This window comes from Superficieibacter sp., from assembly GCF_032071645.1.
GTDB lineage: Bacteria > Pseudomonadota > Gammaproteobacteria > Enterobacterales > Enterobacteriaceae > Superficieibacter.
In genome coordinates, this window is record NZ_DAMAPU010000006.1 from 97,616 (window position 1) to 110,990 (window position 13,375).

The 13,375-nt window shown below is 56.0% G+C and carries 11 protein-coding genes; 3 read left to right on the forward strand and 8 right to left on the reverse strand.

Annotated elements, in window-relative coordinates:
• Nucleotides 1–53: 53 nt before the first annotated feature.
• Nucleotides 54–872, forward strand: a complete 819-nt coding sequence (cysE, locus tag RT197_RS13380) for a serine O-acetyltransferase (RefSeq protein WP_312951429.1) — start codon at nt 54–56, stop codon at nt 870–872.
• A 38-nt stretch (nt 873–910) separates the two neighbouring features.
• On the opposite strand, the gene trmL is transcribed toward cysE, so the two are convergent.
• The 8 genes from trmL to RT197_RS13420 form a co-directional block, all read right to left on the reverse strand.
• The gene (trmL, locus tag RT197_RS13385; protein WP_312951430.1) at nt 911–1,384 is read right to left on the reverse strand and encodes a tRNA (uridine(34)/cytosine(34)/5-carboxymethylaminomethyluridine(34)-2'-O)-methyltransferase TrmL; all 474 of its coding nucleotides are present in this window, start codon (nt 1,382–1,384) and stop codon (nt 911–913) included.
• 49 nt (nt 1,385–1,433) lie between these two features.
• Nucleotides 1,434–2,624, reverse strand: coding sequence for an FMN-dependent L-lactate dehydrogenase LldD (lldD, locus tag RT197_RS13390; protein ID WP_312951432.1), 1,191 nt, complete (start codon nt 2,622–2,624; stop codon nt 1,434–1,436).
• Nucleotides 2,621–3,397 carry a transcriptional regulator LldR gene (lldR, locus tag RT197_RS13395; RefSeq protein ID WP_312951434.1) on the reverse strand — a complete coding sequence of 259 codons (777 nt, stop codon included), beginning with the start codon at nt 3,395–3,397 and terminating at the stop codon, nt 2,621–2,623. The genes lldD and lldR overlap by 4 nt, the downstream gene beginning before the upstream one ends.
• On the reverse strand, nt 3,394–5,049 hold the full coding sequence (lldP, locus tag RT197_RS13400; protein WP_312951435.1) for an L-lactate permease: 1,656 nt from the start codon (nt 5,047–5,049) through the stop codon (nt 3,394–3,396). The genes lldR and lldP overlap by 4 nt, the downstream gene beginning before the upstream one ends.
• A gap of 280 nt (nt 5,050–5,329) precedes the next feature.
• Nucleotides 5,330–5,692, reverse strand: coding sequence for a YibL family ribosome-associated protein (locus tag RT197_RS13405; protein ID WP_312951437.1), 363 nt, complete (start codon nt 5,690–5,692; stop codon nt 5,330–5,332).
• A gap of 58 nt (nt 5,693–5,750) precedes the next feature.
• On the reverse strand, nt 5,751–6,341 hold the full coding sequence (mtlR, locus tag RT197_RS13410) for a mannitol operon repressor MtlR (protein WP_312951439.1): 591 nt from the start codon (nt 6,339–6,341) through the stop codon (nt 5,751–5,753).
• Nucleotides 6,338–7,486 (reverse strand): mannitol-1-phosphate 5-dehydrogenase, encoded by a 1,149-nt coding sequence (mtlD, locus tag RT197_RS13415; protein ID WP_312951440.1) that lies wholly within the window; start codon nt 7,484–7,486, stop codon nt 6,338–6,340. Before mtlD ends, mtlR begins: the two co-directional genes overlap by 4 nt.
• A 119-nt stretch (nt 7,487–7,605) precedes the next feature.
• The gene (locus RT197_RS13420) at nt 7,606–9,519 is read right to left on the reverse strand and encodes a PTS mannitol transporter subunit IICBA (protein ID WP_312951442.1); all 1,914 of its coding nucleotides are present in this window, start codon (nt 9,517–9,519) and stop codon (nt 7,606–7,608) included.
• Between the two features lie 572 nt (nt 9,520–10,091).
• Here RT197_RS13420 and RT197_RS13425 point away from each other — a divergent pair.
• Together RT197_RS13425 and RT197_RS13430 are read left to right on the forward strand one after the other, a co-directional pair.
• Nucleotides 10,092–11,630, forward strand: coding sequence for a PTS transporter subunit EIIC (locus RT197_RS13425; RefSeq protein ID WP_312951443.1), 1,539 nt, complete (start codon nt 10,092–10,094; stop codon nt 11,628–11,630).
• 13 nt (nt 11,631–11,643) lie between these two features.
• Nucleotides 11,644–13,371 (forward strand): sulfatase, encoded by a 1,728-nt coding sequence (locus RT197_RS13430; RefSeq protein WP_312951444.1) that lies wholly within the window; start codon nt 11,644–11,646, stop codon nt 13,369–13,371.
• Nucleotides 13,372–13,375: the final 4 nt, after the last annotated feature.

Below are 13,375 nucleotides of genomic sequence, written 5' to 3' on the forward strand. Positions count from 1 at the left end.
TGATACGGCCAGCACAGAACTGGCCGATCGTTTCAATTCGTCTGGAGTCAGCAATGCCGTGTGAAGAACTGGATATCGTCTGGAACAATATTAAAGCCGAAGCAAGAGCGCTGGCCGAGTGCGAGCCGATGCTGGCCAGTTTTTACCACGCGACGTTACTGAAGCATGAAAATCTGGGCAGCGCATTAAGCTATATGCTGGCGAATAAGCTGGCTTCGCCGATTATGCCCGCTATCGCGATCCGTGAAGTGGTGGAAGAAGCTTACGCGGCGGACCCGGAAATGATCGCCTCTGCCGCCTGCGACATTCAGGCGGTGCGCACCCGCGATCCGGCGGTCGACAAATATTCCACGCCGCTGCTGTACCTGAAAGGTTTTCACGCGCTTCAGGCTTACCGCATCGGCCACTGGTTGTGGCATCAGGGACGTCAGGCGCTGGCAATTTTCCTGCAAAATCAGGTATCCGTTTCTTTTCAGGTAGATATTCACCCGGCGGCAACCATCGGCCACGGCATCATGCTCGACCATGCTACGGGCATTGTGGTTGGCGAAACGGCGGTGATTGAAAATGACGTCTCAATTCTGCAATCGGTAACGCTGGGCGGTACTGGCAAAACCAGCGGCGACCGTCACCCGAAAATCCGTGAAGGGGTGATGATTGGCGCAGGAGCGAAAATCCTCGGCAATATCGAAGTCGGGCGCGGCGCGAAAATCGGCGCTGGCTCCGTGGTGCTGCAACCCGTTCCGCCGCACACCACCGCCGCTGGTGTCCCGGCACGCATTGTGGGTAAACCTGAATCCGATAAACCCGCCATGGATATGGATCAGCATTTCAGCTCGCATAACGGGTTTGAGTACGGGGACGGGATTTAAACGCGGTTGCCCGATAGCTTCAGCCTTATCGGGCCTCGTCAGTTTTTGACAATCGCCCCCGGATACCCCAGTTGCCGCCACGCTTCATACACCACCACCGACACCGCGTTTGACAGATTCATGCTGCGGCTGTCCGGCATCATCGGAATACGGATTTTTTGTTCAGCGGGCAGAGCATCGAGAATGGTGGCAGGCAGGCCGCGCGTTTCCGGGCCGAACATCAGATAATCGCCGTCCTGATAACTCACTGCGCTGTGCGCGGGCGTGCCTTTCGTCGTGAGGGCAAACAATCGCCGGGGCTGTTGCGCTTCCATAAAGGCGGCGTAGTCGTGATGGCGCGTCACGGCGGTGAATTCGTGATAATCCAGCCCCGCGCGGCGCAGGCGTTTATCATCCCAGGCAAAGCCCATGGGTTCGATGATATGCAGGCGAAAGCCCGTGTTGGCGCACAGACGGATGATATTGCCCGTGTTTGGCGGGATTTCTGGTTCGAATAAAACGATGTTCAGCATACAGCCCCCTTAAATTGCGGGGGCAGAATAGCAGATATTTACGTAACCCTCACGCGGCATCCCCGTGCGTCAGCGGCGCGAGAGCGGAAGGGATTTCTTTCCCCTGATTTTGTACCAGTGACTCCTGGGTGATCTCCTTAATGGACTTCGCCCCGGTCAGGGTCATCGCCACCCGCATCTCTTTCTCAATCAGATTCAGCAGATTAGCCACGCCCGCCTGACCATGGGTAGCCAGCGCGTAAAGGTATGCGCGGCCCAGCAGAACGGTATCGGCACCGAGGGCGATCATGCGGACTACGTCCAGCCCGTTACGGATGCCGCTGTCAGCGAGAATGGCGATGTCGCCCTTCACCGCGTCGGCGATGGCGGGCAGGGCGCGGGCGGAGGATAGCACACCGTCAAGCTGGCGGCCGCCGTGGTTAGAAACCACGATCCCGTCTGCGCCAAAGCGCACCGCATCGCGGGCATCTTCCGGGTCGAGGATCCCTTTGATCACCATCGGACCGTCCCAGAACTCACGGATCCACTCCAGGTCTTTCCACGAGATCGACGGATCGAAGTTGTTTGCCAGCCAGCCGATATAATCCTCAAGCCCGGTCGGTTTGCCGAGATAGGCGGAGATATTACCCAAATCGTGCGGGCGACCATTTACCCCTACGTCCCACGCCCACTGCGGATGCGTCACTGCCTGCCAGTAGCGGCGCATCGCCGCATTTGCTCCGCTCATCCCGGAGTGGGCATCGCGATAGCGCGCGCCGGGCGTCGGCATATCGACGGTAAAGACCAGCGTTGAACAGCCTGCGGCCTTCGCCCGCTCCAGAGCGTTGCGCATAAACCCGCGATCGCGCAGCACGTAAAGCTGGAACCACATCGGGCGCGTAATGGTCGGCGCAACTTCCTCAATCGGGCATACGGAAACGGTGGAAAGGGTAAACGGGATACCTTTTGCGTCGGCGGCTGCCGCTGCCTGTACCTCGCCGCGCCGGGCATACATACCGCACAGCCCGACCGGAGCCAGCGCCACCGGCATCGAAAGCTGCTCATTAAACAGCGTGGTTTCAAGGCTTAAATCGGACATGTTCTTCAGCACGCGCTGGCGCAGCGCAATCTGCGAAAGATCTTCGACGTTACGGCGCAGGGTATATTCGGCATAAGCGCCGCCGTCGATATAGTGAAACAAAAACGGCGGCAGGATGCGCTGGGCGGCGGCGCGGTAGTCGCTGGCGGCGGAAATAATCATGATTTATTCTCCCTTGAAATATCATTCTGATCGCCGGGCAGACGGGTAATTCGCGCCTGTCGGGCCTGATCTTCATCAAAACGTTTAATCGTGGTATGGACGAACTGAAGGTGGGCCATCATTGCCTTACGCGCGCCATCGGCGTCACCGGCGAAAATCGCCTCCATTACCGCCTGATGCTGTTCGGTGAGACAGGCAAAAACCGGCGGCACCAGATACATCCGCTGGCGGCTCTGCTTGACGGAGGACTGCAACAGATCGAAGAAGCCGCGCATGGTTTGCAGCAGGACGACGTTGTGCGAGGCTTCGGCAATAGCGAGGTGAAAACGCACGTCCGCCTGCGACGCCAGATCCGGGTCATCGCCCAGCGTCGCCTCGAAGCAGAGCTTAATTTTCTCTTTATCGGCAACGGTGGCGCGCAGGGCGGCGTGCCAGGCGGTGCTGGCTTCAATGGCGTGGCGCGCTTCCAGGATATCGAAGCTGTAGTCCGGGTCGTCGGCCATCAGCGTTTTCAGCGGCTGGACGATATTGTGTTCCGACCAGCGTTCATGCTGCCAGCGCACAAAGGTGCCGCCGCCGCGACGGCTTAACAGCACGCCTTCGCTGTTAAGCCGGGCGATGGCTTCGCGTAGCGAATTGCGCGAGACGCCAAGCTGCACAGCGAGCTGCCGTTCGCCGGGCAAACGCATTCCCGCCTCCAGCTGTTGTTCTTCAATCAGCGCCCGCAAACGATCGGCAACCTCGTCCGCAAGGCGTCTGGGCATCACAATCATGGGATCATCCAGGTTAATACATAAGCCTGAAGCGTGGTGATCACGCCCACCATGCAGGTGAAAATCAGGCTGTGTTTAACGGTAAAGCGGAACAGGTCAGACTCTTTGCCGACCAGTCCGACGGCAGCACAGGCAATGGCGATAGACTGCGGCGAGATCATCTTGCCGGTCACGCCCCCGGTGGTATTTGCGGCGACCAGCAGGACATCCGACACGCCAATCTGCTGCGCGGCGGTCGCCTGAAGCGCGGCGAACAGCGCGTTTGACGACGTATCCGAACCGGTCAAAAAGACCCCCAGCCAGCCGAGGAACGGCGAGAAGAAAGTAAATGCATGACCGGTATGGGCCAGCGCCAGCGCCAGCGTTGATGACAGCCCGGAGTAGTTCGAAATAAACGCGAACGCCAGCACCATGCCGATGGAGTAAATCGGCAGCGCCAGCTCTTTTAGCGTGCTGCCAAAGGTCTGCAACGCCGCGCCTGGCTTCATCTTTAACCAAAGGATAGACAAAATCGCCGCAAACAGGATCGCCGTACCGGTCGCGGAGAACCAGTCGAACTTATACACTGCCGCATACGCCGTGGCTTCGTGAACCACCGGCGGCATCCGCGCGACCAGCTTATCGAGGAACGGAACCGGGATGTTAATCACCCAGTCATACATCGCGCCGCCCGGTGCGAACAGCGCCTTAAACGGCGGAATACTCCACAGCGTCACCGTTGCGGTGAGGAACAGGAACGGCGACCACGCGCGCAGTATCTGGCCTGGCGTGTAGCGGATGCGATCAATCAAAGGATCGACCTGTGCCGCGCCCATATCGCCGAAGCGGAAAATGCGCACCGGCTGCCAGCGTTTGAGGAACAGCGTCAGGCAGATGAGCGACACCAGCGACGAGATAATGTCCGGCAGTTCCGGCCCGATAAAGTTCGAACTTAAATACTGCGCGATGGCAAACGAGCCGCCCGCCACCATGACCGCAGGCCAGGTCTCTTTCACACCGCGCCAGCCGTCCATAATCGCCATGATCCAGAACAGCACAATAATGGTCAGGAACGGCAGTTGACGACCGACCATCTGCCCGATTTCAAAGCTGTCCAGCCCGGTAACCTGCCCGGCCACCAGAATCGGGATACCCATCGCCCCAAACGCAACCGGCGCGGTATTTACAATCAGGCACAGCCCCGCCGCATACAGCGGATTAAAGCCCAGACCCACCAGCAGCGCGGCGGTAATCGCTACCGGCGCGCCGAAGCCCGCCGCCCCTTCAAGAAACGCGCCGAAGGAGAAGCCAACGATCAGCATTTGCAGGCGCTGGTCCGGGGTGATGGAGAGAATCGACGAACGAATGATGTCGAACTGCCCGGTCTTCACCGAAATTTTATAGACGAACACCGCTGCGATGATGATCCAGGCTATCGGCCACAGTCCGTAAAAGAAGCCGTACACCACCGAGGAGAGCGCATTCGCCACCGGCATTTTGTAAAACAACAACGCCACCAGCAGCGCGATGATGACCGTATATGTTGCGGCGATATAGCCTTTCAGCTTGAGCTTAATCAGCGCGAAGAAGAAAAAGAGGATCGGGAGCGATGCGATCAGGCTCGACAGCCAAATGTTGCCAGCCGGATCGTAGTTCTGTTGCCAGAGGTTCATGCAGGTCTCCTGAGGCCCACCGATACGCCAGCGCAGTGAGTCTCTGCTCATTGCTGCGTCACATTCTGTGTAAAGGTGGTCCTGCCAATATGAGGTTTTAGGGTCACGACAGAGAAAGGTTAACTAATTGTTATGGGTAAGCAACGGATGTGTGAGTATAAATTAAGGAATTGTGAACCAATAAGGGGTTTGGTAGGGAATTGGTAGGGCCAATAAAAGGGCCGGGTAACGTCAGCCCATCAGGAAGCACAATGCCTTTGCATTGTGCCTGTGCTTAATCTCAAAACTCCCCTTTCGCGAAGCCCGTCACCTCTTTCAGCCCCATCTCGCGGCCCAGCGCGGTCATGGGGTGAACGACGACCAGACCACGGACGCTCTTCTTCAGCTTGCCCATATCGGCCTGTTCTTTTTTGGTGATAGCGCGGCGAAACGGCAGTTTCGTGAGCTTTTGCGCTTCGGCGCTGAGTTTCTGGCTATGAACGTCGCGCAGACGGGTGATTTCAGCTTCCAGCGTTGCCTTTTCTTTTTCCAGCTCGGCGTATTTATCTGCGGCTTCAACCAGCGACAAATCGGCCTGCTGGTGGCGGATCAGATCCAGGCGATCGCTAAGGCGTTTGATTTCGTTCTTTTCGACTTCTTTCATGACTTATTAACTCTAAAATCGGGATGATTGCGCTAAGGATACACCAATGCGCGGATGGTTACTTCTGAAAGGCTTTTTTTAAGCTGATGCGGGAGATCAGCTCGGTCAGGGATAACACCATCGTGGAGCGGACAACCTGCTGATAACGCTGGTTTTGCATTGCCAGTAAGTCAGCATCGCTGGCATCAAACTGCGGCGTCGGGGGCAGGGCGGTGACGCAGTGCAGCTCGCCAAAGGGGCCTAAAATCTCGTCGTCGGTGAAGGTGTATTCATTGCCGTCATGATTTAGCTCTTCACGCAGCGCCATAAGCAGCTCAGCGTCTTCGTACTCGAGGCGGCTGATGACGCCCAGCCCGTAGATGAGCTTCAGACGCACGGAAAGATCGCCCAGCGGACCATTACCGTCCAGCAGCGGCTCGACCGCATATTTCACCGCGTAGTCGTCTTTGCGGAACACCTGCATAACCAGAATATTGACCGCTTCGGTGAGAAGTTCCACGGCGGCAATCAGAAAGCTTCTTACGGTTTTGCCAGCATTCAGACGCTCAAGCACACGGTTTTCAAAGGCCTGGGTTTCTTCCATAATTGCCTGCATATCTGACAAGCCAAAATTTTGGCGCAGGTCAACCTGCGCCAGATTAAGCATCATTTGGTGGCGTTGTAGTCAGCAACGGCTTCAGCAACGACGTCGCTGTGGGCATCCAGACCAGAAATCTGTGCCAGCGCCGCCTGCGGACCTTTTTCCTCAATCAGCGTTGCCAGTTCCTGTGCCTGCGGATCCTGTTCGCTACGGTAATGCATCGCGGCGGCAATCCCTTTCACCAGATTTGTGCGCGGCAGATTATACTCCAGCGTGCCAAGCAAAGGTTTGATCAAACGATCCCCTGCGCTCAGTTTTCGCAGCGGCTGACGACCCACGCGCTCCACGTCATCTTTCAGGTACGGGTTTTCGAAGCGACCGAGAATTTTGTGGATATAGGCAGCGTGTTTTTCCGCATCAAAACCATAGCGCTTGATCAGCACCGCGCCGCTTTCTTCCATCGCGCCCTGAACGACAGCACGAATGTTGTCATCAAGGATCGCATCGCGGATGGTCTGATGCCCGGCAATTTTACCGAGATAGGCAGTAATGGCGTGCCCGGTGTTGAGAGTAAAGAGTTTACGCTCCACGAATGCCATCAGGTTGTCGGTCAGTTCCATGCCCAGAATGGTCGGCAGATCGCCTTTAAACTGGGTTTTATCGACAATCCACTCGCTGAAGGTCTCAACGGTCACTTCCAGCGGATCGTTGGTCGCGGAGGCGGACGGCGGCACGATGCGGTCAACGGCAGAATCCACGAAGCCGACATGCTGCTCAACCCAGGCTTTATCTTCTTCCGCCAGCGCCGCAAGAACGTGGCCTTTGAGCTGCGTGGTGCCGCGCACCATATTTTCACAGGCGATGATATTCAGCGGGGTTTCTGTTCCCTGCGCTTTACGTTTTGCCAGACCTTTGGCAATAGCGGGGGCGATGCGCTCAAGCACCACCGGGCCAACGGCGGTAGTGACCAGATCGACATGCGCAATCAGATCAACCACCTCGTCACCGATGCTGCTGACGGCGTTAACGCCGGACACGGTATCAACCTGCTCGTTTTCACCTACAACGTGAACCTGATAGCTATGACGGGCATTCAGGGCATCGAGAACCACCTGATTCACATCGGCGAACGTGAGGGCGATCCCCGCATCGGCAAGCAGTTTGCCAATGAAGCCACGACCGATATTACCTGCGCCAAAATGTAATGCTTTCATAGAAATAACCTTTCTTAATGTTTTTACCCAAGAGGGCTGGGGTGAGGCGCTTACCTCACCCTAACCCTCTCCCAACGGGAGAGAGCCAGAACCGCGCCCCGTCAGAGGCGCGGACAAACTTACTTATGACCTGCCAGCAGCGCCAGCACTTCATCAACGCTCTGGGTACGGGTCAGACGTTCGATAACCGATTCGTCGTCCAGCGCGTTGGTCAGGCTGGTGATCACCTGAACGTGCTCGTTATTGCGGGCCGCGATGCCAATCACCAGACGGGCGATGTCATCTTCATCTTCGCCGAAGCGAACGCCCTGCGGATACTGGCAGAATACCACACCGGTTTTCAGCACCCGGTCTTTGGCTTCAACCGTGCCGTGCGGAACGGCGATAGACTCACCCAGGTAGGTCGGGGTCAGTTTTTCACGGTCCAGCATGGCCTGTACGTATTCCGGCTCAACGTAGCCACCTTTGACCAGTTGCTCACCGGCAAACAGAATGGCCTCTTCTTTAGTCGCAGCGGTGCGGCCAAGGAAGATGTTTTCCGCGCCCAGCTTGAACAGGTTAGCGTCCGGGCGATCAAAACTGTCCTCCAGGCTGGAGCGCACTTTCACTGCGTTGTCAGTATGGCGCTGTGCCGCGACCAGGCGTTCGGTCAGGCTGGTATACAGGCCGCTGTCGAGGAAGTTGGTCAGCGAAATATGCTGCGCCTGCGGAACCTGACGCATGGCACGCTCGGTCAGATCGCGGTGGGTGATGACCAGGTCAACATCCGGCGGCAGGCTGTTAATTGCGCTGTTGGTAACCGAAATATTGCTCAGACCCGCGTCCTGCACTTTCTTACGCAGCACGCCTGCACCCATTGCGCTGGAACCCATACCGGCGTCGCAGGCAACGATGATTTTACGCACGTGGCTTAAGTCGTTAGTCACATCGCCAGCCGTCAGCGGCGTAGCGCCTTTAGACTGTGCTTTCATATCCTGCACGCGACGGGTTGCCGCTTCGATATCGTCTTCTTCTTTCACTTTGCTGGTTTTCAGCAGGATGGCAGAAATCACGAAGGAAACGATCAGCGCTGCAAGAATGGCCGCGATGTTAGCAAAGTAAGCGCCCTTCGGCGTCATCGCCAGCACTGCCAGGATGGAGCCCGGAGAAGCCGGAGAAACCAGGCCGCCGTTCAGCATAGTCAGCGTAAACACGCCGGTCATACCACCGAGGATCACCGCCAGCAGCAGACGCGGATTCATCAGCACATACGGGAAGTAGATTTCGTGGATACCGCCCAGGAAGTGGATGATAGCCGCACCGCCCGCAGACTGTTTAGCGCTACCGCGACCAAAGAACATGTACGCCAGCAGCACGCCCATACCCGGACCCGGGTTCGCTTCGATCAGGAAGAAAATAGACTTGCCGAGATCGTGAGACTGCTGAATACCCAGCGGCGAGAAAATACCGTGGTTGATGGCGTTGTTGAGGAACAGGATTTTCGCCGGTTCAACAAAGATAGAGGCCAGCGGCAGCATTTCATGGACAACCATGAAGTTAACGCCCGCAGCCAGCACTTTGGACAGCACTTCAACCGCAGGGCCAATGCCGAGGAACGCCAGAATCGCGAGGATCATCCCGATGATGCCAGCGGAGAAGTTATTCACCAGCATCTCAAAACCGGATTTGATCTTACCGTCTACCCAGATGTCAAAACGTTTGATTGCCCAGCCGCCCAGCGGACCTGCAATCATTGCGCCGAGGAACATTGGCATATCCGCACCGACAATAACGCCCATCGTGGTAATCGCACCCACCACGCCGCCACGATCGCCGCCAACCAGACGCCCACCGGTATAACCGATAAGCAGCGGCAGCAGATAGGTGATCATCGGGCCAACCAGTTTCGCCAGCGTCTCGTTAGGCAACCACCCTGTTGGAATAAATAACGCGGTGATAATACCCCACGCGATAAACGCGCCGATATTTGGCATCACCATGTTGCTGAGGAAACGACCAAAGCTTTGCACTCTGATCTTGATATCGGATGACATATAACACCCCTTCTTATGTGTACTGTCGCGAGGCTGGAAGCCCGAGTTTTTTTGTTAATATGGCGGCAGAGGTAGCCGTACCCTGTTGATGATGCGAAATCTGGCACTTAAACGCCGCACTGTCCAGAGAGCGCCCTTTAGTGTGATCTGGATCACCTAAATGCAGGGGGTTAACCACTTTTTATAGTGACTGCGATCACAAAAACCCGGCGTAAAAAAAGAACAACGGGCTAAAACAGGCCACCATCCCGGCGTTAATGTGATGTTAATCACATTTTATATCGCCCCTTTTGTTATTTATTTGTGAGTTAGATCACAAGATATTTTTGTCAGGATTTTTCCGAGTGTGATCAACCGCAAATTGCGCATCTGATTAAAATTCAATCTGTAATTTTCTTACTTACCTTCGCCAGAATTCATTGCACAGAAATGACACAGAAAAAATAAGTGATCTGCTTCACTAATTGGCTTCGTGCCCGTTGGCTTTTTATACAAATGATCGGAATAATAGTTTCATAATATATTTCATAAAATGAAACTTTAATTTCTTTCATCGGCACAAGGGACCGCTTATGAGCAGGCTATTTTCTGGCGCGCAGAATCTGGGCAAGTCGTTTATGTTACCCATCGCCATGTTGCCCGCAGCAGGATTGCTGTTGGGATTCGGCGGCGTATTTACCAATCCCGTCACCCTTTCTGCCTACGCCTTTCTTGACAACGACATCGTGCAGGCGGTTTTTACCGTGATGAAACTCTGTGGCAGCGTGGTGTTTGATAACCTCGCGCTGCTTTTTGCCGTCGGTATTGCGGTCGGGCTGGCGCGCAGCGATAAAGGCACCGCAGGTCTGGCGGCGGTACTGTGTTTTCTGGTGATGAATAAGGCGATTAGCGCTTCGCTGCTGCTATCAGGCACCCTGGCGACGGAAAATCTGGCGGCGGCGGGGCAGGCGAGCGTACTGGGGATCACCACCCTGCAAACGGGCGTCATGGGCGGCATTATGTCCGGCCTGCTGACCTCCTGGCTCCATGCGCGTTATTGCAAAACCGAATTGCCCAACCTGCTGGCATTCTTCAGCGGATCGCGGTTTGTGCCCATCGTGACCTCCTTTTTCGCCATCTTTCTCGGCGTGGCGCTCTTCTGGCTCTGGCCGCCGATTCAGGCAGGCATTACGCATCTTGGCGGGCTGGTGGAGAAAACGGGGTATGTCGGCACTCTCGTTTACGGCATGATCCTTAAGTGTCTGATCCCCCTTGGCCTGCACCACCTGTTTTATCTTCCTTTCTGGATGACCAGCGTTGGCGGCGAAGCGGTGGTGAATGGTCATCTGGTGGAAGGCACGCAAAAAATCTTTTTTGCGCAACTCGCAGACCCGACAACCACGCAGTATTACATCGGCGTATCACGCTTTATGGCTGGCCGGTTTGCCGATTTTATGTTCGGCCTGCCGGGGGCGGCGCTGGCGATATACCACTGCGCCAAACCGCAGAATAAGAAAAAAGTTGCCAGCCTGATGCTCTCCGCCGCGTTGACGTCATTCGTAACCGGCATTACCGAGCCGCTGGAATTTGCCTTCATGTTCTGCGCGCCGCTGCTGTACGTCGTGCATATCATCCTGACCGGCGTCGCATTCATGCTGACGCATATTCTGGAGATCACCGTTGGTCAGACTTTCTCCGGCGGGCTGATTGATTTCCTGCTCTTCGGCGTTTTGCAGGGTAACGCCAAAACGCACTGGATGCTGATGCTGCCGTCAGGCATGGTGATGTTCTGTCTTTACTATTTTACCTTCCGCTTTCTTATTCAGTGGCGTCAGCTCAATACCCCTGGCCGCGAAAACACCGCCGACGAAACGCCGATGGCCACCGTACCCGCAACCGACCGGGCGGCTGGCATTGTCGCGGCGCTTGGCGGACGCGAAAACATTGTCGATGTGGACTGCTGCGCGACGCGTCTGCGCATCACCGTCAGTGCACCAGAGCGGGTAAAAATTGACGATTTTAAGGCGCTGGGAAGCCGGGGGGCGTTTATTCGCGGGCAGGGCGTGCAAGTTGTGTACGGTCCGCACGTCACCCTGATTAGAAACGAAGTCGAAGAATTTATCGGTTCATAAAGAGAGCGGTTTTATGAAAGCAGTAATGTTGATGTTTGATACTCTGACGCGCAACCACCTCGCCCCCTACGGCGGTGAGGCGATCACCCCTAATTTCAGCCAGCTGGCGCGGGAATCCACCCAGTTCGACAATTTTTACGTCGGCAGTATGCCCTGTATGCCTGCCCGCCGCGAATTACATACCGGGCGCTACAATTTTTTGCACCGTAGCTGGGGGCCGCTTGAGCCGTTTGATTTTTCCGCGATGCAGGCGCTGCGTCAGCAGGGCGTTCACACCCATATGGTGACGGACCATAAACACTACTGGCGCGATGGGGGAGCGACTTACCACACGCGCTACTCCACGTTTGAATTTATCCGGGGTCAGGAAGGCGACTGCTGGAAAGGGCAGGTGGAAAAGCCGTCGATCCGCTGGCAGGGTAACGAAGATGAAGAAACGCTGCGTCGTCGTCTTGGACGTATGACGCAGGATTTAATCAACCGCCAGGCCATGCCCACGCAGGAGGAGCATTTCACCCATCGCACCATTCGCGCCGGGATTGAGTTCCTGGAAACTAACCGCGACCAGGATAACTGGTTCCTGCAAATCGAGTGTTTCGATCCGCATGAGCCGTTTTTCGTGCCGGAAAAATATCTGGCACAGTACGGCTGTAAGCCGGAAGACTTTGACGGCTGGGTTCCCTATTACTGCGGTGCTCCCGGCGGAAATGATGACGGCAAAGCACGCAAATTCTACCAGGCGCTGATGACCCTGTGTGATGACTATCTCGGTCAGGTGATGGATAAGCTCAAAGCGCTGGATCTGTGGGATGACACGCTGTTTATCGTGTGCACCGATCACGGGTTTTTACTCGGCGAGCATGACTGGTGGGGTAAAAACATCATGCCCGTGTATAACGAAATTGCGAACACGCCGTTTTTTATTCGCGATCCGCGCAGTCACGCACAGGGCGAAAGACGCAGCGCGCTGGCGCAAACTATTGATATCCCGGCAACGTTGCTGGAGTATTTTGCCGTTCCTCTTCCACCGACGATGACCGGAAAATCGCTGCGTCCCGCCATCGAGCGTGATGACGCCATCAGGGACTACGCGCTGTTTGGCTATTTTGGCGGGCATATTAATATCACCGACGGCGAGTTTGTTTATATGCGCTGCCCGCGCGAGCAAAACAACGACGCGCTTTTTGAATATACGCTGATGCCGACGCGCATCGACAGCCCGTTTAAAATCAGCGAATTAAAAGATATCCGTATTCATCCCGGCTTTGACTTCACCCAGGGCGCGCAGGTCATGCAGATCCCGGCGTCTTTCCGCTATCTCGATCCGTGGCGCTTTGGCGACAAGCTATTTAATGTGAAATCCGATCCCGGCCAACAGCAACCGCTGGAGGACGTTAACACGTCGCTGCATTACGCGGCGGCGTTAATCCCGCTGATGCAGCAGCACGACGCACCGCCGGAGCTTTATCCGCGTTTTGCCCTCGACAAGCTTGACGAGGAACACGAGCGGCAGTTTAGCCAGCGGCTGAAGGAAAACGTCGCCGGTTACGCCTGTGCTCATGAGGGCATCCGCGAAGCGCTGAGATTTCTGCTGCGCAACGGGGTGGCGGCGAAAACGCCTGGCGCGCAGGGTGAAATCATTGACGAGGCGGATATTTACGCGCTCATCGATGCGCACTTCACCGGCGACAAACACCGGTCGATGGTTTATCAGACCCGGCTGTTACTGCGTACCGCATAAGGAG